The organism is uncultured Pseudoteredinibacter sp., assembly GCF_947502065.1.
In the GTDB taxonomy this organism is placed as follows: domain Bacteria; phylum Pseudomonadota; class Gammaproteobacteria; order Pseudomonadales; family Cellvibrionaceae; genus Pseudoteredinibacter.
This window is the reverse complement of sequence record NZ_CANMYE010000002.1, coordinates 111,734-134,448: the sequence shown is the minus strand read 5'-3', so window position 1 is coordinate 134,448 and position 22,715 is coordinate 111,734. Positions and strand designations below refer to the sequence as shown.

At 46.7% G+C, this 22,715-nt stretch carries 17 protein-coding genes; 6 read left to right on the top strand and 11 right to left on the bottom strand.

Annotated features, from left to right (window positions below; genetic code table 11):
• Positions 1-8: 8 nt before the first annotated feature.
• The gene (locus Q1A41_RS07300; protein WP_299976473.1) at positions 9-1,325 is read left to right on the top strand and encodes a sodium ion-translocating decarboxylase subunit beta; all 1,317 of its coding nucleotides are present in this window, start codon (positions 9-11) and stop codon (positions 1,323-1,325) included.
• Between the two features lie 97 nt (positions 1,326-1,422).
• Here the strand turns inward: Q1A41_RS07300 and Q1A41_RS07295 are convergent, their stop codons facing one another.
• Positions 1,423-2,673 (bottom strand): sensor domain-containing diguanylate cyclase, encoded by a 1,251-nt coding sequence (locus tag Q1A41_RS07295; protein ID WP_299976470.1) that lies wholly within the window; start codon positions 2,671-2,673, stop codon positions 1,423-1,425.
• Between the two features lie 167 nt (positions 2,674-2,840).
• Complete coding sequence (locus tag Q1A41_RS07290) at positions 2,841-3,866, bottom strand: isoaspartyl peptidase/L-asparaginase (RefSeq protein ID WP_299976467.1); 1,026 nt, start codon at positions 3,864-3,866, stop codon at positions 2,841-2,843.
• A 113-nt stretch (positions 3,867-3,979) separates the two neighbouring features.
• On the opposite strand from Q1A41_RS07290, the gene Q1A41_RS07285 reads away from it, so the two are divergent.
• Positions 3,980-5,572, top strand: a complete 1,593-nt coding sequence (locus Q1A41_RS07285) for a methyl-accepting chemotaxis protein (RefSeq protein ID WP_299976464.1) — start codon at positions 3,980-3,982, stop codon at positions 5,570-5,572.
• A gap of 45 nt (positions 5,573-5,617) precedes the next feature.
• On the opposite strand, the gene nadC is transcribed toward Q1A41_RS07285, so the two are convergent.
• Both nadC and Q1A41_RS07275 read right to left on the bottom strand, forming a co-directional pair.
• The gene (gene nadC / locus Q1A41_RS07280; RefSeq protein WP_299976461.1) at positions 5,618-6,472 is read right to left on the bottom strand and encodes a carboxylating nicotinate-nucleotide diphosphorylase; all 855 of its coding nucleotides are present in this window, start codon (positions 6,470-6,472) and stop codon (positions 5,618-5,620) included.
• Positions 6,473-6,529: 57 nt separating this feature from the next.
• Positions 6,530-7,072: a TIGR02281 family clan AA aspartic protease gene (locus Q1A41_RS07275; protein ID WP_299976458.1), complete on the bottom strand. Its 543-nt coding sequence runs from the start codon at positions 7,070-7,072 to the stop codon at positions 6,530-6,532.
• Between the two features lie 273 nt (positions 7,073-7,345).
• Here Q1A41_RS07275 and Q1A41_RS07270 point away from each other — a divergent pair, with 273 nt between their 5' ends.
• Positions 7,346-9,586 (top strand): DUF1631 family protein, encoded by a 2,241-nt coding sequence (locus Q1A41_RS07270; protein ID WP_299976455.1) that lies wholly within the window; start codon positions 7,346-7,348, stop codon positions 9,584-9,586.
• 67 nt (positions 9,587-9,653) lie between these two features.
• Here Q1A41_RS07270 and Q1A41_RS07265 read toward each other — a convergent pair whose 3' ends face one another.
• Positions 9,654-10,130 (bottom strand): peroxiredoxin, encoded by a 477-nt coding sequence (locus tag Q1A41_RS07265; RefSeq protein WP_299976453.1) that lies wholly within the window; start codon positions 10,128-10,130, stop codon positions 9,654-9,656.
• 93 nt (positions 10,131-10,223) lie between these two features.
• Here Q1A41_RS07265 and Q1A41_RS07260 point away from each other — a divergent pair, with 93 nt between their 5' ends.
• The gene (locus Q1A41_RS07260) at positions 10,224-11,438 is read left to right on the top strand and encodes a sterol desaturase family protein (RefSeq protein ID WP_299976450.1); all 1,215 of its coding nucleotides are present in this window, start codon (positions 10,224-10,226) and stop codon (positions 11,436-11,438) included.
• Between the two features lie 18 nt (positions 11,439-11,456).
• Here the strand turns inward: Q1A41_RS07260 and Q1A41_RS07255 are convergent, their stop codons facing one another.
• The 5 genes from Q1A41_RS07255 to Q1A41_RS07235 form a co-directional block, all read right to left on the bottom strand.
• Positions 11,457-14,297: a response regulator gene (locus Q1A41_RS07255; protein ID WP_299976447.1), complete on the bottom strand. Its 2,841-nt coding sequence runs from the start codon at positions 14,295-14,297 to the stop codon at positions 11,457-11,459.
• Between the two features lie 1,200 nt (positions 14,298-15,497).
• On the bottom strand, positions 15,498-16,103 hold the full coding sequence (locus tag Q1A41_RS07250; RefSeq protein ID WP_299976444.1) for an NAD(P)H-dependent oxidoreductase: 606 nt from the start codon (positions 16,101-16,103) through the stop codon (positions 15,498-15,500).
• A gap of 65 nt (positions 16,104-16,168) precedes the next feature.
• Positions 16,169-17,380, bottom strand: a complete 1,212-nt coding sequence (locus tag Q1A41_RS07245; RefSeq protein WP_363322345.1) for an NAD(P)/FAD-dependent oxidoreductase — start codon at positions 17,378-17,380, stop codon at positions 16,169-16,171.
• The gene (locus Q1A41_RS07240; protein ID WP_299976438.1) at positions 17,377-17,661 is read right to left on the bottom strand and encodes a GNAT family N-acetyltransferase; all 285 of its coding nucleotides are present in this window, start codon (positions 17,659-17,661) and stop codon (positions 17,377-17,379) included. Before Q1A41_RS07240 ends, Q1A41_RS07245 begins: the two co-directional genes overlap by 4 nt.
• A 90-nt stretch (positions 17,662-17,751) precedes the next feature.
• A complete protein-coding gene (locus tag Q1A41_RS07235) occupies positions 17,752-18,444 on the bottom strand; it encodes a Crp/Fnr family transcriptional regulator (RefSeq protein ID WP_299976436.1) in 693 nt (230 codons plus the stop codon).
• Positions 18,445-18,612: 168 nt separating this feature from the next.
• On the opposite strand from Q1A41_RS07235, the gene Q1A41_RS07230 reads away from it, so the two are divergent.
• Positions 18,613-20,160: an acetolactate synthase large subunit gene (locus Q1A41_RS07230; RefSeq protein WP_299976433.1), complete on the top strand. Its 1,548-nt coding sequence runs from the start codon at positions 18,613-18,615 to the stop codon at positions 20,158-20,160.
• Between the two features lie 54 nt (positions 20,161-20,214).
• Positions 20,215-21,585 (top strand): FAD-binding oxidoreductase, encoded by a 1,371-nt coding sequence (locus Q1A41_RS07225; protein WP_299976431.1) that lies wholly within the window; start codon positions 20,215-20,217, stop codon positions 21,583-21,585.
• Positions 21,586-21,650: 65 nt separating this feature from the next.
• Here Q1A41_RS07225 and Q1A41_RS07220 read toward each other — a convergent pair whose 3' ends face one another.
• Positions 21,651-22,466 (bottom strand): HDOD domain-containing protein, encoded by an 816-nt coding sequence (locus Q1A41_RS07220; protein ID WP_299976427.1) that lies wholly within the window; start codon positions 22,464-22,466, stop codon positions 21,651-21,653.
• Positions 22,467-22,715: the final 249 nt, after the last annotated feature.

Sequence of the window (22,715 nt, the reverse complement as noted above, 5' to 3'; positions counted from 1 at the left end):
TGATCTAAATGGAAGCGTTACTTGGATTATGGGCAGATTCTGGTCTAGCTCAGTTTTCGGGGCCTGGTCAGGTCGTCATGATTGCTATTGGCTTGCTGCTATTGTGGTTGGCCATTAGCAAAAACTTTGAACCCCTGTTGTTAGTACCTATTGGTTTCGGTGGTATCTTGGCCAACATCCCAGGTGCGGGTTTGGCCTACTCGGCGGTGCAGAATGCCCTGATGGGTGGTGGCCCAGAAATGATGGCAGCTATCGCAGGTGCTCTTGAGCTTGCAAACTATGAAACCTACGCCGATATTAAAGCGGCAATGGGCGATGCCTCGGCTCAGCAGATTTTGTTAGCCGAACAGATTGCGGCCAATGCCGGCTATGAAAGCGGCATGCTGTACAAGTTCTACTCAGTTGCGATTGGTTCAACCATTGCACCGCTGTTGATCTTCATGGGTGTTGGCGCCATGACCGATTTTGGTCCTCTACTGGCTAACCCGCGTACTCTGTTCTTAGGTGCAGCAGCTCAGTTTGGTATTTTTGCAACGGTATTGGGGGCAGTTGGCCTAAGCGCTATGGGCATTATGGATTTCTCCATCGCCGATGCGGCGGCCATTGGTATTATCGGCGGTGCAGATGGTCCGACAGCTATCTATGTGGCCTCGATTCTATCGCCAGAATTGCTGGGAGCAATTGCCGTAGCGGCTTATTCATATATGGCGCTTGTGCCTATGATTCAGCCACCGATTATGCGCGCCTTAACCACTGAGGAAGAGCGTAAAATTGTGATGACTCAGCTACGTCCAGTATCGAAGCGCGAGAAGATTGTATTCCCAATCATCGTCTTGATTGCGGTTGCCTTGTTGCTACCTTCGGCGGCACCACTGCTTGGCATGTTCTGCTTTGGTAACCTGATGAAAGAGTGTGGCGTGGTTGATCGTCTATCGGACACCGCTCAAAATGCGCTGATCAATATCACTACCATCTTCTTGGGCCTTTCTGTGGGCTCTAAGTTGGCGGCCGATGTTTTCCTAGACGCCAAGACCTTGGGCATTATGGCGCTAGGTGTTGTGGCCTTTGGTATCGGCACCGCCATGGGTGTATTGATGGCTAAGCTGATGAACAAGTTCAGCGAGCAGCAAATTAACCCATTAATTGGTTCGGCAGGTGTGTCGGCCGTACCTATGGCAGCGCGTGTTTCTAACAAGGTGGGTCTGGAATACAATCCACAAAACTTCTTGTTGATGCATGCGATGGGCCCGAACGTAGCCGGTGTAATCGGCTCGGCGGTTGCTGCAGGTGTAATGATCTCTATCGTGCAAGGAATGGCGACTTAAGTTACTGTTGTTGCAGCTCTAAAAGCCCAGGCCTTGGCCTGGGCTTTTTTGTTTTACTGCCTTTTAAGTGCTGACAGCTGCTGGGCTAAATACTGAGTTAAGATCCTATCACGCGATTGCGCCCTTCGTTCTTGGCGGCATACATCAAACTATCCACTTGATTTACAATATCGATACTTTCTTGTTCGCCATTGGAGCTCAGTACGCCCATACTCAAGCTGATGGGGGCGAGTGAAATGGCTACTACCTCACGAATTTTTTCAGCGACCACAGTAGCTGAGGCTAAATCGCTTTCGGGCAATAAAATAATGAACTCGTCGCCGCCCCAGCGTGCAAAAATATCCACGTCACGTAATTGCTGGCGAACTTTTAAGCTTAATGCCTCTAATACCTTATCGCCTTCGCTGTGGCCTTTGGCATCGTTCACTGCTTTAAAGTGGTCCACATCGAACATGATTAAGGCCATTTGATGATCAAATCGTTGGCAGCGTTTACGTTCGTTGTCGAGCTGTTTGGAAAAGTAACGCCGATTAAAAGTACCGGTTAAAGGGTCAATTGCGGCAGCCTGTCGTAGCTCTTCAATTAATAGTGCACGCTCAGAGATATCTCTTAAGACTGCTGTCATTTCGCTATTGGTACCAACTTGTATTTTAGAGATGGTAATTTCTAGGGGAAACTCACTGCCATCCTGGCGTACGCCCATGACCGATGCGCGGGTATGCATGGGCCTAGATAAGGTTGGTGATTCTCGAAAGCCCGCAACATGGCTGGCGTGATTTTCGCGGTATCGGGCTGGAATAAAACTACTGAGTGATTTGCCGAGCGCCTCTTGCTGAGGAAGTCCAAACATTTCGCTGGCAGCCTTATTGAACATTTTAATGTTTTGCTCGTCATCAATTGTAATAATGCCGTCGTAGGCAGAATTAATAACGGCCTCAAAACGCCGCATGCTGGTTTGCAGGCTATGCTCTAGGCGTTTTTTCTCGCTAATATCAATGCAGGTGTTTAGAACTCGCTGCTGACCTTCGCTATTTATTGGTGTGTAAATAAAGCGCCACCAGCAAGTTTGGCCGTGGCGCTCAATGGCGATTTCTACTTCTCTGGATTCTAAGAGGCGACAGCATTGCGCCATGGCTTGTTTGATATCGCCGATAATGTAGCGGGGTAATATTCCCTGCAGCTCGTTGCCGAGTTGCCGGGTGACAGGGCCATCGAGTACCTCTTGGTACAAATCGTTAGCACTGATCAATTGATAAGTGTCTGCACTTCCCTGTTGCCAGATAGATACCGGGGTACCAATAGCATCCAATTGCTCGCTAATATCTGAGTGTGAACCGTTAAAGATCATGATATTCCCACCAAGGTGTAGGGCCGACCGAGAAAAAGCAAGGCAGTATAGTGATGGTAGCTTGAAGAGCAAGACCTTAAAACTATCTTATGTGCCTTTCCTATATCGGCTCGGGAATACTTCTCTTGAACTGGTTCTTTAGTATTAGTTTTGCTGGTCAATTAGCTTTAATAGATAGCAACGTGCTCTTCTCGGTTATTCTTAAAGGCTCTGTACATGCCTTTGGTGTTGAAGGAGTAGGCTATATTGCCTTGCCGATCCAGAACGATTACCCCTCCTGAGCCTTTGATGTTGGCTAGCTCTTGTTGAATAAGTTGATCCGCGGCGGCCTGAATGCTCAAATTTTGATATTTCACTCGCGCACAGATGTCGGCAGCGACATTGAATCGGATAAAAAACTCACCATGCCCAGTGGCTGAGACGCCGCAACTGCGATTGTCTGCCCAAGTTCCAGCACCGATAACGGGTGAGTCGCCGATGCGGCCATAGCGTTTGGCTGTGCGCCCCCCTGTTGAGGTGCCGGCCGCAATATTGCCATACTGATCCAGTGCGACGGCGCCCACTGTACCCATTTTATAATCAATTTCTAGATCCTTGTCTGTTTGATTCCAGCTAGTTTTTAGTAAAGATTGTTTAGCCTTTTGCAAAGACTTAAAACGCTTCTCAGTATTAAAGTAAGTGTTATCGACTAAACTAAGCTGCTGTTGTTCTGCGAATGCTTCGGCGCCTTGACCGGCCAAAAATACATGATCAGATTTCTCCATAACTGCCCGCGCAAGAACAATGGGGTTTTTAACCGTTTGCACTCCGGCAACGGCGCCAGCTTGTAGCTTCTTACCCTCCATGATGGAGGCGTCGAGATCATGTCGCCCCTCAAAGTTGTAAACAGCTCCTTTGCCGGCATTAAACAGTGGGGAATCTTCTAAGATGGTGATTGCCTTTACTACCGCATCTAAGCTAGTTCCACCGTTGGCAAGAGTTGCGTAAGCCTCGTTGCGTGCTTGCTCTAGTTTCAATTTATAAGCACGTTCTTGTTCGCTGCTAAGTTGAGCTGCTTTGATATTGCCTGCACCACCATGAATCACGATGGCGATGTTTTTGCTGTCGATTGCTGCAGAGCTGGCGCTCCATAATAATAAGCTTAGTAGCGTTATGCTGATTTTAGACATTTGAAATTTACTCTTAGTTTTCATTTTTGACTCTTAAGAAAAACAACAACTGGCCGATACTGCCTGCGAGGGTTGTTTGGGAGAAGCAGTCAACGCCCGTAGCCATGGAAGGCTGACGTTACTCATAGGAGTGTATTGTGAATTCGATCAGTATGAAAGCCTTACTGGGCTACTTGGCTGTACTCATTGTTAGCGCTATTGCAGCAGTTTTTCTTTTTGCAGATGCGGATGATGTTGGGCAGCGTACGGAACATTTCGTAGGTGAAACTCTTCCCGCCGTATCCGCTATTGAGCAGCTGGGGCAGCAAGTGGATAAAATTCTTATTGGGTCTTATGCCTTCTATAGTACCAGCATAGATGACGAGCAGTATCAGCGGCTTACTTCAAAAGGCTTTGGGCTCATCAATAACGCTTTGCAGGTCAAAGCGCTGGCTGCAGAGAAAGGCGAGCTTTCCCAGGGGGTGGCTCGTATGCGATCCAAGTCTGAAGTCTTATTAAGTAATATGTCGGGTGATGAGGTTGATTGGGATTCAGCTCGTATTACGCTGTCTGAACTTCAAAAAGAAATTGATCTCTCCCATAAGGATCTACATGAGATTAAGCTCTCACTGGAGCGCGAAGCGAAGGACAGTGCAGCGATGATCCGAGCGGATGTTGCTGAGATCACGAGCTTGGTGACCATTATGTTATTGTCTATAACGGTTGTGGCGATCGGAGCATTTTGGCTAAGTCGCCAGACAATTTCCAAGCCGATATCTAATTTGGCGGACAGGCTAACCGTAGTTGCCGAAGAGTTGAATCTTCGTGAGCGGCTGGTAGTGGGCGGCTCAGAGGAAATTAGTCGAGCATCCTCCAGTGTCAACAATTTATTGAATAGTGTTAAAGCGGCCCTCACTGATGTGCAAAAAGTCAGTCACGGTGTTGCTTCAGCCTCGGAAGATATGCAGGGGCATTCCGGCGATACAGATAAACAAGTTGTACAGCTCAATGGTGAAATTGAACAGCTAAATCTGCGTATGAAAGACCTTCGATCTTCGGTTGAAGAAGGCTTGCAGCGCTCTGAAGAAAGTTATAAATCCGCACAAAAGGGCGCGGAGGTTGTTGAGGGCGGAGCAACGCAAGTGCGCGCGACAGCAGGCAGCGTGGTGGAGTTGGCTCAAAATATTGAAGCCTCCTCACAACAGCTCGGTGAACTGCGCAAAACCGGTGATCAAGTTTCCAGTGTCGTTGGCACCATTGCGGAAATTGCAGAGCAAACTAACTTGCTGGCATTGAATGCTGCCATTGAGGCCGCTAGGGCAGGGGAGTCGGGCAGAGGCTTTGCTGTGGTTGCCGATGAAGTTCGTACCTTGGCCAATCGTACTCAGCAGTCAACCGAAGAAATCAATAGCATGTTAACGTCTTTAGTGAACGCCATCACTACTGTGGTTGCTTCTATGGAAAGCAACAGTGATCAAGCTGAGCAGTCAGCCCAGATGGCGCAGGCTACAGTGGCGACTTTAAATCAAATTCAAGAGACCATTTTGGATCTGAGTCAGTCCAGTCGTACAGTAGCCGAGTTGAATAGTGGTGCCAGTAACAATGCGCGCTGTATTCAAAGCCAAGTAGAAGAGTTTTCAGTTTTGGGGGCAGCGGTTCAGCATGGTTCTACAGAAGCCAAAAAGACGGCCGGTGATTTGAGTCAATCGGTAAGCAGATTAAATGAATTGGTAGGCCGCTTCAGTTTGTAAAACTGAGCGCAGCAAAAGGGCCTGAGTTTAGGCCCTTTTCTTGGTTTACTCTGACATCGTCAGGCGCATTGATAAATCTACGGCTTTACAATCTTTGGTCAAAGCTCCGATGGAGATAAAGTCGACACCTGTCTCGGCGATTCCCACTAAAGTGTTTTGATTAACGTTACCAGAAGCTTCTAGCTTGGCTTTGTGTGCGTGGCTGCCATTAATGCTTACAGCCTCTCGCAGCGTGTCGTTGTCAAAATTATCAAGCATGATGATGTCGGCCCGGGCCTCTAAGGCCTGCATCATTTCGGCGATTGATTCCACCTCCACCTCGACGGGTTTACCGGGCTGATTAATTTTGGCTTGACTAATAGCCTGTGCAATACCGCCGCAGGCGGCAATATGGTTTTCTTTAATTAGGTAAGCGTCAAATAAACCAATGCGATGGTTATGGCAGCCACCTTGGCTGACGGCGTATTTTTGTGCCATGCGTAAGCCGGGAATGGTCTTGCGGGTATCCAAAATACGGACTTGCGTATGCTCCACCAGTTGTGCATAACTTAGGCAGCTGCTGGCGGTGCCAGAAAGTAGCTGCAAGAAGTTAAGTGCTGCACGTTCCCCGCTTAGCAAACTGCGAGCTGAGCCTCTGAGGGTGTATAACAGGCTGTCGGCGCTCACTTTATCGCCATCTTGTACATGCCACTCAAGCTCCACACTCGGATCCAGTTGGCGAAAAACCTCATTCACCCAGGCGGTACCACAGATCACGCAATCTTCTCTCGTAATCACCTTGGCGGTCGCTTGTTGATTGGCGGGAATCAAAGCGGCGGTGATGTCGCCATCACCAATGTCTTCTTGCAATGCAGCACGTACATTGCTGCTGATTTCTTCTGTGAGCGAGCTCAGCTCCATTGCTTGTCTCTTCTGTAAGTTACAAAGCCAAATATTATACCATAGCTGTTGTAAGTCTTAATTGGGGGGGTGAAGTTGGCGTAGGCTCAGCGTTCGGCCTTGTTGGCTAAACTCCAATTGCCCGAGGGCGCTCATACCCAGCAGTATCTCATTGCCTTTCATTCCTGTGGATATGCTAGCCGCGACGTTTTCTAGTCGAATATCACCCAGTTCTAGCGTATCTATACGACTCATATAAACTCGAGATCGGCCGTTGGCGGTTTGCGCATACCCTGCTTGGCCTTTTGGCATGCCCAGTTTGCGGGCAAGTGCTTCAGGTACGGCAACTAAAGTAGCTCCGGTATCCAATAAAAAGCGAACATCCTTGCCATTAACCTTACCTTGGCTAAGGTAATGTCCCTGTCTATTCGCATTTAGCTCAACTAGGATCAGCTGCCCTTCTCTTTGACTTAAAGGCTGATAGCGCTGTTCTTGGCGATTTTCCAGCCAACTATTAAAACCAAAGCTCAGCAATACTAGAAAGCACAACCAAGCTAAATACATCATGCCTCGGCCCATTTTGTCGGTGCCCGGATCAGGAGGGGTTTCTTGCGTTGCCATACTGCTGCCTTTAAATGGTTTTCGCTCGCCGGTTGATTTAAGTGATACCCGGTAAACTGGGTGCCAGCTTATAGCCGCGAGAGTGTGCTTCAAGTCAAATTATTATCAAACATTCTAACAGTACGTCGTTTTTATGCCCATTTGTGAATATTTAATACTATTATCTTAGAGGAATGGCGGCATAGGAGGCCGGAATTCCATGTCCAACAATATCAAATTTTGTTGGACAAATTATGCTCACCTAGGGACTCTGCTTACCAGGCTCAGTAATTTATGGTTAACAGCAAAGACAATGTGATACCGCTTAAGGCCAATAAGCCCAGCGTGGATAACTCCAAGTTGCGTGATGCTGCCTTAAAAGAACCGGTTCACAAACCCGTTGAACAGTTGCCTAGAGGGCTACAGGCTGTGCACCTGTTGCTTTCTAAGGTTTTGCAACAAGGCATGAGCCAGTTCTTTAACCAAGCCGACGATGCCCTGTTTGAGCGTGCTGAGTTGGCGGGCAGTAATCTTGAACAGAACAGCTTTTTTGAAGCTATGCGCACATTGCGTATGGCTAAGGCAAACCTGGCTCAATCAATGTTTGAGGCCCTGCGTAAAGCCTTTGTCGAGTTACAAAACACAAGTGCTAGCAATGTAGCGGCCATTGATATCTATGGCGATCATGACTTGTTCGCCGATGATGTTGCTTTGGTATCTGAGGATGACTTGGAAGAAGAGGTTGCTGTTAAGGCTATGGTGAGCGCCCATAAACAGCAACATCAGCAAAGCTTAGATCACCTATGGCGCCGCTGTTTTTATTTGCTGGGGCGGCAAGGTGAGGATCATATTGAGCGACTCCCTTGTGATGCTCACAAGCTAGTAACTTGTTTCGCGGCACAGTTAGATGGCTTAGCTGTCGCAATAAAAATTAAAATCCTGTTATTAAAAATCTTTGAGCGCAGCGTCCTTCAGCAGTTTGCCAATGCCTATAGCTTGCTGAATCAACGCATGGCCCAACAAGGGGTGTTGCCTGATTTGCAACGACAAATCAGCCGTGAAAGACGCGCAAAACTCAATACGCGCCGAACTCGTGTTCGTGCGGATACCAAGGTACAAGGCCATGCACTTGGTGAATTGCATGAGCTAATTACGGACGAAGATGCATTAATCCCAACCCTGAATAGTAAAGTTGAGGAAAACGTATTAAGCAGCCAACACATTACCCAACTGCTTGAAAACTTCCAACATCAAGTAAATGCACCTCTACAAAGCCAGCAAGATGCACGAGCGCTCAGTGAAAAGTTATCTGCTTTGATACAAAGCCAGGGGCAGGTTTCTCAACTGGATCGAAATATTATTAATCTCGTCCATATGCTGTTTGAATATATATGGGAAGATCCAAACTTAGCAGCGCCCATGAGAGCGGTGCTTTCTCGTATGCAAATTCCTTTATTAAAAGTCGCTTTAGCTGATGCGGCCTTCTTGCAGGCTGGTAGTCACCCTGCAAGGCAGTTGTTAAATGAAATGGCGCGCTGTGCTCTAGGTTGGCAAGAATCCGACGATGCTGAAAAGCGAAAGCAAGATACTCTTTTAGAGCAGTTAGAATTAATCGTGCAGCGCGTTCAGAATGAATTTGTAGAGGATGTAACCCTGTTCACAGAGTTGCATCACCAGTTGAAAAAGTTTCTTGATCGAGAGCAGCGTCGAGCAGAATTGGTTGCTCAGAGAACGGTTGATCAAGTTAGAGGGGAGGCGCTTAATGCTCAGGCTAAAGCTGCTGTTGAACAAGTTTTAGGTAAAACCTGTAAAGACTTACCCAATGTTGCTCAAGCTTTGTTAAAGCAGGCATGGTCAAGAGTTTTACAAATGGTTTATTTAAAGCAGGGGGCCGAAAGTGTCGCCTGGAGTGAAAAGTTGGACCTGGCGGAGCAACTGGCCAATATAGTGCGGGACAGTGCTCAGCGCAATAATGAAGCCGAGCTGACTTTGTTGGTTCGAAAAATGGAAGCAGATTTGGCGGATGTTGGGTTAGATAGTTTCCAGAGCCGAGGCTGGTTTGAGGCTGTTGAAAATCATGTACGGGATCAAAAACCCCGTCAACAGGTAAGCTTAGACTTGGACGAAGCCTGCTCCGTATCGGCGAAATCTGAACCTTTAGATCTGCCTAATTTAAAAAGCCAAGCTGAAGTAGCCCCTGCCTCTGAGCAAGATTCTGCCGATGAACACAAAGTCGCGCGTGAGAGCTTGGCGCCCAGTGATTATGCGATGCGTCAAGCTAGAAGGCTAAGCCAGGGCGCTTGGTTACAGTGGAAAAACGAGTCAGAGGTGCAGCGTTGTCGTCTAGCGGCCATCTTGCCCTCAGTAGGGCGTTACGTTTTTGTCGATCGACAAGGTAAAAAGGTTATGGAGTTAAACTTGGATGAGCTGGCTTGGTCAATAAAAGATGAAAAGTTAAGAGTGCTAAATGATGGCCAGTTGTTCGACCGTGCACTACAAACAGTAATCGGCGATATGCGCCGACGTAGGTCATAGCTTACTCGTGGTTTAACTGAAGCCAACTGAGAATAGAAAACCTTGGGCAAGCTATGGCAGTTTTAGCTTATAGCTTGGCAAGAACGGCTTCAGCGCTACTTTGATCGAGGCCTTTAGCATCTATAGCAAGATGGGTAACAATACCATCGTCAACAATCATGGCGTAACGTTTCGATCGAACGGTACCCATATTGAATCCCTGAGCATCCATATCAAGGCCTAAAGACATGGCAAATTTTCCATTGCCGTCGGCTAACATTGTGACATCAGAGCTGCCGCTCGCCTGCCCCCAAGCATGCATAACAAAAACATCATTGACCGATGTGCAATAGATTTCATCAACACCTTTGGCCTTTAGTTCCTCAGCCAGTGCCACATAGCCAGGTAGGTGAGCGGCCGAACAGGTGGGCGTAAAGGCGCCTGGAACTGCAAACAAAACGACTTTTTTACCTTTGAATAGTTGATCACCATTGAGGGCAATAGGGCCATTTTCTGTCATGGTTTGAAGGTCTACGGATGGTAGGGATTGCTGTTCGCTGATCATTATTTGCTCCAGTTCTTGCAGTTATTTTCTTGGCAAATCGTAGTATAGTGTAAAAATAATAACGATCACTAGCTTAACTTTGGGAGTTTACCTGTGAGTATTTTAAGCTATACAACACCGGCGTTCATCATATTGATGTTGCTAGAAATTATCTACGACTGGCGAAAAGGAACTGGCTATTATCGTTTAAACGATACCGTTGGAAGCTTGGCGACAGGTGTGTTGAGTCAAACAAATCGTCTAATCGTTTTTTCATTAGGGCTTTGGGCTATGTCTGGCCTAAATGGTTCTTTAATTCCGCTGTGGTCGGAAGAGTCGATTTTGACTTGGGTTTTTGCCTTTATCATTTATGATTGCAGCTATTACTGGAAACACCGCTTTAGCCATGAAATTAACTTTCTTTGGGCGGGACATGTTGTGCATCATCAAAGCGAAGAATACAACTTGAGTACCGCTTTGCGCCAGCCGAGTACTCATATTATGGGTTGGTTGTTTTCAATACCGTTATTACTAATCGGTATTCCCTGGCAAGTAGTCGTCGTCTGTGCTGCTTGGAATTTGGTTTATCAATTTTGGGTGCATACGCGGCATATCAAACGTTTGCCGGGTTGGGTAGAGGCAATTATGGTTACGCCTGCCCATCATCGTGTCCATCATGCTCAAAACCCTGAGTACATCGATAAGAATCATGGTGGGGTTTTTATTATTTGGGACAAGATTTTTGGTACGTTTCAAGAAGAGCTTGATACTGTTCCTGCGATCTATGGTGTTCGGCGCCCACTGTTGAGTTTTAACCCTTTCTTTGCAAATTTTCAGCTCTGGTGGCAAATGTTACAGGACGCTATCAATACTCAAAGCTGGAAAGATAAGCTTCGGGTCTGGTTTATGCCAACCGGTTGGCGTCCGCTTGATGTCGAGCATACCCACCCCATAAAAAAATACCCCTTGGAGAGCTTTCAAAAATACAACCCTAGCTCACCGTTATGGATGAAACTCTATGCCGGCCTGCATATTTCCTTGGCGGCTTTATCGACTTTGTATCTTGCAATGTCGGCTGAGAGTTTTAGCCTGCTACAGTTATATTTGCTGTGGGGATTAATGAGTGCTCCTCTACTTACGGTCACTAGTATGCTCGATAATCAAGATATTCGTTGGGAAACGCTACGTTTGGTATTGAGCTGGTTTTGTTTGGTTTATTTTTCACAGTATTTTGATAGCGCCTTATGGTGGGTGGCACTGTCGAGTCAGGTGATAATGTCTGTGACGATAATTTGGGCTCTATGGCCCAAAAAGCTCGCTCAGGCCTAGTTACCTTGTTTATTCATGTTACTCGTAAAGTTGAGTGATAGCATTGCCTTTGTTTTTGCTCAGTTTATCAAACTCTAGGCGCAGCATGTCTAGGCTAACAGGCTTTCGAATAAAGCCCGTCATACCACATTGACGGGCTTTGTCTTCTTGTTCTTTTGCTCCTATGCTTGTTACCGCAATTATATGTATTGCTTCTAGGGCATGACGTTTCTCAAATTGCCTGATTTTTTTGGTGGCCTCAAAACCGTCAATTCCTGGCATGTCGCAATCCATCAGTACGACGGTATATGGGCGCTGCATCTCACAAATGGCCGTAGTAACTTCGTAACCATTATTTCTGAATTCACAGTTGATACTTAGCCTGTTTAAAAGGCTGCGCATTACTTGGCGATTAACAGCGTTGTCTTCAGCCACCATAACGCGGTGGTGTTGATAGCTTTTCTCCGTATTGATATCTAGCGATAAGTTAAATCCGCTTGCTGAAGGCGCAGTATTTGAGATGCTGACATAGTCGTCATCGGGGCTTTGAGTGGATAATGCCAGCTTCTTGAGCGTCATCTTTAGTTTATCTCTATGCATTGGCTTAGCTAAACACTTGGTATCCCACCTAAAATTTTCTAATGCAACATTTGGCTGGCGCAGGGTGTAGGAAATGAACACCGCAGGAGGAAGTGAATTATGAAGCTCGCGCATAAAATGATTATTGATAAAGTTATAAGTAAACTTGCAATCCATATCTACTATGCAGCAATCAAAGTCATGCCGTTCTAAATAGCTTTTATCAATGATTTCTATATTGCTTATGTGGCTGGAGCGCATTTTCCACTGTTCAAGCTGACTTTCAAGTAGTTCAATACGTTTTGATTTTGGGGCAATTATCAAACAGTGGTAATCACTTAAGCTTCTTTCTGTAGCTCTAAGAGTTCTGGGGGCGGGTTCTAGGCCTACGGAGAAGCCAATGCTTACAAGGTTGTTAATAATCTTGTATTTAAGTTCACCATCGATACTTTGTAGAAGTTGCTGAGCTATTTCTAATCCTTTCATTCGCTGAGCATCTGTGGGTGAATTAAAAAATGAATTGATATTGTTTATATGATCATCGATATCGGTGTTGATTCTATTTTCTACCCAGACGACAGCATTAATCTCGCCGTTGGTTTCGGGCTGGCTAAGGGTTGATATAATGTTGATGTCGCTATTGCTGCTAAAATTGACGGCATTTTCAAGTAGCCTAGATACAACCTTCCTTATTTTTATGGGGTCCCCTATAAATTTGTGGCTAGTGTCGTATTTAGGGTCATACAAAAGCTCTAGGTTTTTATTGATGGCTTGTTGAGAGTAGCTTTGGCAGCTGCTGATAATGCAGTCTTCTAAGCTGAAGGTCTCGCGAATTTCTTCTGTAAAACGGCTGCTATTCGAATTGTAGTCTTCAAAGTTATCAATTAGCCGAACTAATTCGGCTCCCGATCGATCGATAATGTCCACGCAATGTCTTTGGGTGCCCTCCAGCTTAGTATTGCGGATTAAGTCGATCATGCCTGTTAGGCCGTTCAGTGGTGTCCTTAGGCTTGAGGCGATGTTATTGATGAGTTGATCAGTTTCAATCACTTTAATATCGTCGAGCCTTTTACGTTGCTCGCTTTGTAACTGTTGTTGTACGCGTTTCACCGATTGCTTGCTTAGAATATAAACTGCAAAGAGTAGATTTAACACATAAAGTACTCTTGCTACGATATGGTTGTCATATTCTTGGCTCATGCCAAAAACATCGTTATAAAACAGGTAGAAACATATACCAATGCAGGGTATTCCAGAGGATACGATGGTGATTGTACGGTAGGATATTGAACGCAAATTAACACTAATGATTAGCAAGATAAACGCCGCTATTACCGGGAAAATGTATATTCGATTGGGGTGCGGCAATTGGCCGCTGTATAATTCGAATAGGTATGTTCCGGTTAGTAATAAGCCGAAGTAGAAAAAAAACCTACACAGTTTGTCATTTATTTTTCGAGGGGATTCCGACTCAATATTTGTGAATGTTCTGACAAAGAGAGCCCAGCACATTACGTAAGGGTAGGTAAACAGCTCCAGGTTGCCATGCTTTATCCAGTGCCGATCAGATACGGTATGAAATAGCCCGTCTATATGCGCAAAACACATACCAGCGAGAAGAGATGACGTAAGAAAATACACATCACTGCGATTAATGTGTTGTCTAACAACAATAAAATATACCGCAATGAGTGCTATTAACGTGGCATAGAAGGCACTCTTTACTATGGTGTCTTTGATTATGTTTTCGTAGAAATCATAATCGGATAACAGGCTGATTGGTAGGTTGAATGTGCCGCTATGTTTCAGCTTTATTAAATACTCTTTGATTTCATAACTTTTTATATGGATTTGATACAATTCTGGTATGGAGTAATCTCTATCAATATCGCCAAGTCTCATAGCTAGTTGATAGTTGCCGTTATCATTACGCTCATATATATCGATAACATCAAACATTGAGTCGTTGTTAATCAGGAATGCCTCATGATCACGGCCGGCCATCTCTCTGAGGCTAAAAGTAACCCAAATAGCATTATTCGTGGCTGCCTGTCTGAATTCTTCTGCCGGCTTGAACAGTCTTTCGTCAGGCAAATTCCTGCTATGAAATTGATTGTCAGTATCGGAATAAAAACGTATTTTGCTGCGTAGGGTATTGCCGCCTTCTATTGGCCACTGAATGGCGTTGTCTATGCTCCCTTGAGCGAAAGAGAGTGAACTGGCTAGAAAAGTTATGCACAACAGCCCTAACAATATAGAGCTAGAGAGCAGGTTGTTTGTTTTAAGAGGAATCTTTAACACTAAATACTACTCATATTCCTTGTTGAGCAAAGTGCAGACTGACGGCCGTGTCAACCTCAAGAACCCACCTGCTGTACTCCCTTTGCGTGATAACTGAAGTACACACAGGAGGCCGCAGTACATTCATGTTAACAAGCTCTTATATGACTAATGTAATTACTCCAATAGCATCGGTAAATATTCGGCAAGCTAAATAAGCATAAAGTATGTAGTTTGATAATGCTTACCTTGAGGTTAGCTGAGCCAAGCTGGGTAGGCGCGGTAGCCACTAAGGTTTAAGCTGGCCTGTGAATGGCGAACCTCTTAGTTTGGGGGCGTTAATAGGAAAAGTGTTAATCTATTTACAGGAAATAAAAACAGCCCCGGGAGTGGGGCTTCAAGCGTCGCAGAGTAAATGCACCTAGGGTGCAGGGGGTATAAAAAAGGTAATGCTTAGGAGTTACTCAAATCATCCTTAGCAATCAAACCCAGTAGGGTAAAAACTACTGGATATAAAATAGAAGTAACAAGCATCTGACTGACCTCAATTAGTTTGGGCTCACCTGTGAGCCATTCGACAACGGTTTCTAGTATACGGATGTCTAGCTAAAGTAGGCTCAAGCTGGGTAAAGAAGCGTATTGCTTGGTTGGGCCTGGGTTAAGGTTTTATCTGGTTTCGTAGTTGATAGTGTTTTTAAGGCGCTTTAGCGCCGGGCGGGTGAGTTTGGTACTCGCTGAGTGCTCTGAGTGAAAGCTTTTTTTCAAAAAAACCGGGAGCTTTAGGTGTTCATTTTCGAGAGGCATAAAAAAAGCCCCGGGAGTATGGGGCTTCAAGCGTCGCAGAGTAAATGCACCTAGGGTGCAGGGGGTATAAACAGGTATTGCTTAGGCCTTACTTAAATCGTCCTTAGCAATTAAACCCAGTAGAGCGAAAACAACTGGATACAAAATAGAAGTAACTAGCATCTGACTGACCTCAAATTAGTTGGGCTCGTCTGTGAGCCGTTTAACAATGGTTTCCATTATAGGGATGTCTAACTAAAGTAGGTTCAAGCTGGGTAAAGAAGCGTTTTGCTTGGTTGGGGCTGGGTTAAGAGTTTGGGAGCTGCTGTTTTTGGCGGTGTTTTTAGGGCGTTTTATCGTGCTTTAGAAGGCTTCAAGCTGGTGCTTGGCCAGCCATGATGACCGGCCAATATTAAATAACGAATGTGCTCTGCGTCTTTACATGCCATTACGCCAGGTTTTTAGGTCGACAATGCCGCTGGCGCGAATGCCTTCGTAGGCTTTGCTGTATTCAGCCAATAAGGCCAAGCTGTAATCGATTCTTTGGCGCAGCTTTGAATCTTCTTCATCGGCCAGCTCTTCGTTCAGCACCGCCCCAACGTTGCGGATAATCAGGTGCTCAGGCATATAGCTGATTCGATTATTTTTATAGCTGCTCATGCGTAGCTCAGCGATAGGGTAGGCGCCACCAACGGCGGCTGATACGGCCACAAGCAGGGCTGGTTTGTGGGCTAGCTCGCCATTTCCCCACATCAAAAAGAAGTTCTTAAGAGCCGCAGGCACCATGCCGTGGTACTCAGGAGCAATGATGATAAAAGCATCGGCTTGTTTTAGCTGGTCGGCGATGGGCTTTAACACGGCTTGCCACTGCTCGTCACCGCTCCAAATACTGGGATCCCAAAGCGCGAGCGGTTGCTCTCCTAAGTCCAGTATTGAGCTTTGCTGGCTTAATGACTGCTCTTTAAGGCGATTCTGTAGGAACTTGGCGACCTTTAAGCTCTGGGAGTTGGGCTGCTGGCTGCCGCAGATAATGGCTAGATTCATAAGACGACTCGCTACTGGTTTTGAAAGACCGCAAGCTTAGACCAGTATACGTACTAAAGCATGTCCTAATTTACTGTTTCTGAGTTTTTTAGAGCATTTGCGCAAGCAAAGGCCGAGCTCCAGGCCCATTGGAAGTTAAAACCACCTAAATGGCCGGTGACATCGAGCACTTCGCCAATGAAATATAGCCCCTGCTGTGATTGAGCTTCCATGGTCTTTGAAGATATTTGTTGGCAATCTACCCCGCCAAGGGTCACCTCAGCGGTGCGATAGCCCTCTGTGCCTGAGGGCTTTAATACCCAATGATTGAGCTTGCTGGCTATCTCTTGTATGCGTTGATTGCTAAATTCGGCCATGGCCAGTTCAGCTTCCTTAGGCCACCACTGCAGTTCCAGCTGTTTGATAAGAGCTTTGGGTAGCAGCTCGCGCAGTACATTTCGTAATTTAGCTCGGCCCTGTTTGCTTTTCTCGGCGAGCAAAAATGGCTCCGCTTCTAGGCTCGGCAATAAATCCATAGCGATGCTTTCACCGCTATGCCAGTAGTTTGATAGCTGCAGACTGGCAGGACCGCTGAGGCCCCGATGGGTAAACAATACGGCTTCGCTAAAGCTTGCTCGGTCGTTGCTAAGGGTAACATCTAGTGCGATACCGGATAGGGATTCAAAAATCTGCCCTGCGTAATCACTAAAGGTAAATGGCACTAAGCCCGCCCGGGTAGGTACTATTTCAAGGCCAAATTGCTTGGCGATTTGGTAACCCAAATCACCGCCCCCCATGCTGGGGATAGACATGCCACCAGTCGCAATAACGAGCTGAGGGCTTTGCAAGCCACCTTTGTTAGTACTTAGCATGTAGCCTGTATCATCACGCCATTTTACTTCGATAATCTCGCAGCCATTGATTAAATTAACACCTGCTTGTTCGCACTCATTGAGAAGCAGATCGAGAATGTCTTTGGCGCTGTCATCGCAAAATAGCTTGCCTAAATCTCTTTCATGATAAGGGATGCCATATTCAATCACTTTGCCAATGAAATCCCAGTTGCTGTATTGGCTAAGTGCCGATTTTACGAAGTGTGGGTTGTTGCAGATAAAGTGCTTGGCTTCAACTTCTAGGTTGGTAAAGTTGCAGCGTCCGCCGCCGGACATAAGGATTTTTCGACCGGGGCGTTTGGCTCGCTCTAGTAGGTGAACCTTTAGACCGCGAGCAGCCGCCTGCCAGGCGCACATAAGCCCAGCGGCACCAGCACCTATAATAATGACGTCAGTGTTTATCACGGCTTCTGTTGTTTAGAATTTTTGCGGTTTAAAAACTTATCGACATACCAGCAACTGGCTTCAATATTCAGTTGCTCTTCGCGCGCCCAGCGCAGGCCGGCGCTTACCAGGGCTTGTGCTGCGCCACTGCCGCGCATATCAGCAGGCACAAAGGTGCGATTAAAGTCGACGCGGCTTTTATCGGCGGATAGCTGATACTCTAAAACAGCTTGGCTGTTGGGTATGATAAAGCGGCAGCTGCTTTCTTGATGATCGATTAAAAAACTTTCGGTGCTGGTCATAATACGATTGTTGTTTGCTATGGTTCAGGTAAATTAGCCGGCTGAGATAAGCTTGTATTTGTAGTGGCCTTAACGGCCGCGGCAAGCTTATCAGGTTATAGCGTTTAATGCCGCAGGATCTAAGATTCGGATGCCGTCGCGGCTTTTCTCAACGATGCCTTCTTTTTCGAGTAGGCTTAATTCTTTGTTGATGGATTGACGAGAGGCACCTAGCATCTTGCCCAGTTCTTCCTGTGACAGGGATTGTTTGATAAATATCTGCTGCTCATCACGCGAGCCTAGCATGGTGGCCATTAATACTAAGCGGCGCGCCAATCTTTGTCGAAGTGGGCGCAAGGCACTATCTTCGATAAACATAAAGACCATGCGCAAACGCATACATTGCATTTGTAAAATGGCTTCATTAATTTCTGGATGACGCAAACGCAGCTCATTAAAATCCGCTTTATTCAGTACGGCCAGTTCGCAATCTTCGCGGGCTTCGGTGTTATTTGCACGTCGCGAACCTTCAATCAACCCGATTTCACCAAAACACTCCCCAGGTTGCATAATGTGCAGCAAAATTTCTTTGCCTTCGGCGGTAACATTACTGGATTGAATACTGCCACTAATGACTTGATAGGTAGCATCGGCCTCTTCGCCAAAACGGTATATGGCTTCGCCAGCCTTAACCAAGCGAGGCTTCATGGCGCAATGAACCTCGGCTTTTACATTTTGCGGTAGCTGTGCAATCCAGTTTAGGGGGCTGTCACCATGGCTTGTAGCCGGGGAATCCTGAGTCATGAATGTAATCTTTGCTGGTGGTCTTGGTGACTTGTCGCCTAACTGACAGAGTCTAAGAAGGGCTTATTCTAAACTAGCCAGCCTAAAATACTCTAGGGCTGTGTTGCTAAAGACTTATCACCGGATGCAAGCAGTCGTAGCTAAAACTTGATCTTAAGGGAGACGCTCATGTCGATGAATGGCGCTGAAGCTTTGTTGAAAACCATGATAGATGCAGGGGTAGAGGTTTGTTTTGCCAATCCAGGTACCTCTGAAATGCAGCTGGTTGCCGCAATTGACAAAATTCCGGGTATGCGGCCTATCTTGGGCTTATTTGAAGGGGTAGTGACAGGCGCAGCCGATGGTTACGGTCGCATGGCGGATAAGCCTGCGGCGACCTTATTGCACTTGGGTTCTGGTTATTCAAACGGTATGGCGAATTTACACAATGCCAAGCGTGCATTTTCCCCGATCGTTAACATTATCGGAGAACACGCGGTTGATCATATCCCGCTTGATGCTCCGCTGACTTCGGATATTGAAGGGCACGCGGCTCTTCACACCAATTGGGTGCGCACCAGTCAGAGTGCTGTTGCAATGGCAAAAGACGGTGCCGAGGCTGTAGCGGCCTCTTACGCTGGACGCATCGCCAACCTGATTGTACCGGCCAACTATGCCTGGACAGAGTCTGAGGGAGCCGTGGAGCCGATTGAGCCAGCGGCCTGGCCAAAGGTAAGTGATGAGGATCTAACCGCGGCTGCAAAGGCCCTAAAAGAAGGTGAGCAGTGTTGTTTATTCTTAGGAGGCCGAGCTTTGCGTGAAGAAGGTATTGTGCTGGCAAAGCGCATTGAGCAGGCAACCGGCGCAAAAGTGATCTGCGAGGTCTTCCCAGCGCGTATCCAGCGTGGTCGTGGTCGTCCTACGGTAGATCGTTTGCCATATCTAGGTGAATTTGCCGCCGATGTGCTGAAGGATTTCAAACATATGGTGGTATTGGGCACTAAGGCACCGGTATCTTTCTTTGCCTACCCTGAAAAGCCCAGTGTGCTCACCCCAGCCGGTTGCCAAATTCAAGATTTGGGCAGTGCCCAAGATGATCAAATTGATGCTCTGCAGCGTTTAGTAGCGTTATTGGAAGCGCCGGAGCTAGAACTTGCTGAAGATCCAGCTTTACCGGCGATTCCAAGCAAAGAGGAGCTGTTTACCGCGGAAGCCGTTGGTGCGGTGATCGCTAATTATCTTCCTGAAAACGCCATAGTTTCTGATGAGGCCAATACTTCGGGTATTTTCTCCTATGGTATGTATGAGGGCGCTGCAAAGCATGATTGGTTAACCCTTACCGGCGGTGCTATCGGTCAGGGTCTACCTGTCGCTGTTGGTGCGGCCGTCGCTTGCCCAGATCGTAAGGTGATCAATTTACAAGCCGATGGTGCGGCCATGTATACCAATCAAGCGCTATGGACCATGGCTCGAGAGCGACTCGATGTGGTAACGGTTATTTACAATAACTCCAGTTATGCCATTTTGAACTTGGAATTAATGCGAGTAGGGGTAGAGAATCCCGGGGAGCGTGCCAAGTCTATGTTAGATCTATCCAATCCAAATCTTGATTGGGTAAAAATAGCTGAAGGGCAAGGGGTTAAGGCAAGTCGAGCTACCAATGTAGAAGAATTTGAAGCGCAATTTAAAGAAGCGGTGGCGGAATCTGGCCCCCGTTTAATCGAGGTCATTCTTTAAGAGCTTGCTAAGCTTTAAACTGCTCACATTCTCTAAAATGTAAGTGGGGTGCTAATGGATATCATTGAACGCTTGAAGCAATGCCTTGAGCCACAGTCGCTAATCTATGGCGACAGCTTAAGGGAGCACCCCGCTTGTGTCTTTTTGATTCCCAAGGCGATTATTCGCCCACAAAGCACCACTGAGCTCTCTAAGGCTTTGGCGCTTTGCCATGAGCTTGGCCAAGTAGTCGTAAGCCGCGGTGGTGGCAGTGGTCTAGTGGGTGGCTGTGTGAGTACCAGTGAGGATATTTTATTGTCCTTAGAGCGGATGAATCAGATTGAAGAGATTGATGCGCTTTCTAGAACTGCAACGGTACAGGCCGGCGTGGTGTTGCAAAGCTTGCAAGAGGCGGCCGCCGAACAAGATTTGTTTTTTCCTCTAGATTTAGGTGCCCGCGGCAGTGCTACCATTGGCGGTAACCTTGCTACTAATGCCGGTGGCAATCGAGTAATACGCTACGGTATGAGTCGTGACATGGTTTTGGGGCTTGAGGTGGTGCTGGCTGATGGCCGTGTTATCAGTTCCATGAACTCGGTGATAAAAAATAACACTGGCTACGATCTGAAACATTTATTTGTTGGCTCTGAAGGTACTTTGGGGGTGATCACTCGCGCCGTGTTGCGCTTGCAGCCCGCCCCGATTAGCGAAAATACAGCCATGGTGGCGGTTAGTGATTTTGCGAGTTTAACCGCCTTGTTAGGGCAGGCTGACAAGCTTTTAGGTGGTGGCATGAGCGCCTTTGAAGTGATGTGGCAAAACTACTATGAAGCGGTTTGCCAAGCAGGCCAGCGCCATCGCTATCCCTTCTCAGAACAATATCCATTTTTTGTATTGATAGAATCTCTGGGGGCCGATCAAGAAGCTGACAATCAGCGATTTGCCAGTGCCCTAGAGGCTCTCTTCGAACAGGGATTGATTGCCGGTGCTGTCTTAGCCAAATCACAGAATGAAGCTGAGGCGCTATGGGCCATCCGTGATGATGTTGAAGCGTTAATGGAGCTATTTCCTTATTTTGTTTTTGATGTCAGTGTGCCCTTAAAGCATATGGAGTCCTATGTGGCAGAGGTACACAAAGGTGTGCAGGAAGCTTGGCCAGCTGATAGTTGTTGTATTACCTTCGGGCATTTAGGGGACGGTAATTTACATTTCGTAATTCGCGCCGCAGGGCTTTACGAAGAAGTTCGCTCCCAAGTAAATGATATTGTGTATTTGCCTTTGCGTTCTAGATCGGGAGTGGTATCCGCAGAGCATGGAATTGGTTTGGAAAAGCGGGCTTATTTAGATATCAGTCGCAGCCCCATTGAAATAGAGTTAATGAAGAGTATTAAAAGTAGTTTTGACCCCAAAAATATTCTTAATCCAGGAAAGATTTTTGAGTTGTAGTGGGTATTAAAAGAAGCCCCCTAAAAAGGGGGCAATGACTGCATGTCATGGAAACTCAATTAAGCTTAGGCGAATAGATCGTCAAAACTCTCGTCGAAAGCGAGGTCAATTTCATCAAGCATTGACACTAAGTCGACATCGATACTTTCTGCAATGGCACTGGGGAAGTTGGCCATCATGCTTTCTTTATCATCTGATGCATTCATGGCCACAATGTAATGGGCCAGGTATAAAATGGCAGCGTATTCGGCATCCGAGGCTGCAGGGTTTTGTTGGTAACGTAATGCTTCACCCATGGCTGGGGGGAAGCGCCATCGCTCGGCTAGTTCCGCTCCGGCTTCAACATTAGTAAAACCTAGGCGGTTTTGTTCAAGATCTTCACGATTAGCACCTTGCTCCACTAATTGATGAATCTCCAAAGCATCTTCTGGGCAAAGAATACTGATCAAAATAGTTCCAACGTTGTGCATCATTCCGCAGGTAAAGGCCAATTCCTTATCCAGCTCTCGCTTGCTGTAATTGCACACCCAGCGACAGGCGCCGGCCATGGCAAAGCTGTTGCGCCAAAACTGTTTGATATCGATATGCTCTGGCGCTTTGAACGATGAGGTAATACCGGAAGCTAAAACCAAAGTTCGCAAACTGTTCAAACCTAAGAAAACTACAGCATCGTTTACACTGCCGATTTTACGGGCACCGCCAAAGTGGGAAGAGTTTGCCATGCGCAGCACTTTGGCTGTCAAAGTTTGATCCTGGCTGAGCTGTTTGGCGATAGAATCCGCATCTGATTCTGCGCTGTTAAAACTGTCGAGTAACTTCTGCACAACTTCCGGGATCTTTGGAAGATCTGTTGCATTATTGATCAGTTGGCTTAATTCCATAGTGAATCCTCATAACACAGTGAAGAGCTGCTCCTAGCAGGCTTTTGAAAATTGACTTTCGTAGCCGTCGCTTCGTTAAAACACGCTCAAAGTACTTAATAATTTGTATGAACTCTGCTTTTCGCCGGTTCTGATCGCCTCGCTAGCGTTTGTAAAGGCCTGCTATGTCGCTCTTAAGCGGAGAGCTCTCGGTTTTTCAGGCTCACTTTAGCTATGCATTTCACTTGCAGGGGCTGAAATTTAGGGGCG

What these genes read in the sequence shown, in the direction of transcription:
- Q1A41_RS07300 (WP_299976473.1), top strand. Translation starts at nt 9, where the DNA reads ATGGAAGCGTTACTTGGATTATGGGCAGATTCTGGTCTAGCTCAGTTT.
- Q1A41_RS07275 (WP_299976458.1), bottom strand. Translation starts at nt 7,072, where the DNA reads ATGGCAACGCAAGAAACCCCTCCTGATCCGGGCACCGACAAAATGGGC.
- Q1A41_RS07220 (WP_299976427.1), bottom strand. Translation starts at nt 22,466, where the DNA reads ATGGAATTAAGCCAACTGATCAATAATGCAACAGATCTTCCAAAGATC.
- Q1A41_RS07270 (WP_299976455.1), top strand. Translation starts at nt 7,346, where the DNA reads ATGGTTAACAGCAAAGACAATGTGATACCGCTTAAGGCCAATAAGCCC.
- Q1A41_RS07240 (WP_299976438.1), bottom strand. Translation starts at nt 17,661, where the DNA reads ATGACCAGCACCGAAAGTTTTTTAATCGATCATCAAGAAAGCAGCTGC.
- Q1A41_RS07225 (WP_299976431.1), top strand. Translation starts at nt 20,215, where the DNA reads ATGGATATCATTGAACGCTTGAAGCAATGCCTTGAGCCACAGTCGCTA.
- Q1A41_RS07250 (WP_299976444.1), bottom strand. Translation starts at nt 16,103, where the DNA reads ATGAATCTAGCCATTATCTGCGGCAGCCAGCAGCCCAACTCCCAGAGC.
- nadC (WP_299976461.1), bottom strand. Translation starts at nt 6,472, where the DNA reads ATGGAGCTGAGCTCGCTCACAGAAGAAATCAGCAGCAATGTACGTGCT.
- Q1A41_RS07230 (WP_299976433.1), top strand. Translation starts at nt 18,613, where the DNA reads ATGTCGATGAATGGCGCTGAAGCTTTGTTGAAAACCATGATAGATGCA.
- Q1A41_RS07290 (WP_299976467.1), bottom strand. Translation starts at nt 3,866, where the DNA reads ATGAAAACTAAGAGTAAATTTCAAATGTCTAAAATCAGCATAACGCTA.
- Q1A41_RS07265 (WP_299976453.1), bottom strand. Translation starts at nt 10,130, where the DNA reads ATGATCAGCGAACAGCAATCCCTACCATCCGTAGACCTTCAAACCATG.
- Q1A41_RS07295 (WP_299976470.1), bottom strand. Translation starts at nt 2,673, where the DNA reads ATGATCTTTAACGGTTCACACTCAGATATTAGCGAGCAATTGGATGCT.
- Q1A41_RS07235 (WP_299976436.1), bottom strand. Translation starts at nt 18,444, where the DNA reads ATGACTCAGGATTCCCCGGCTACAAGCCATGGTGACAGCCCCCTAAAC.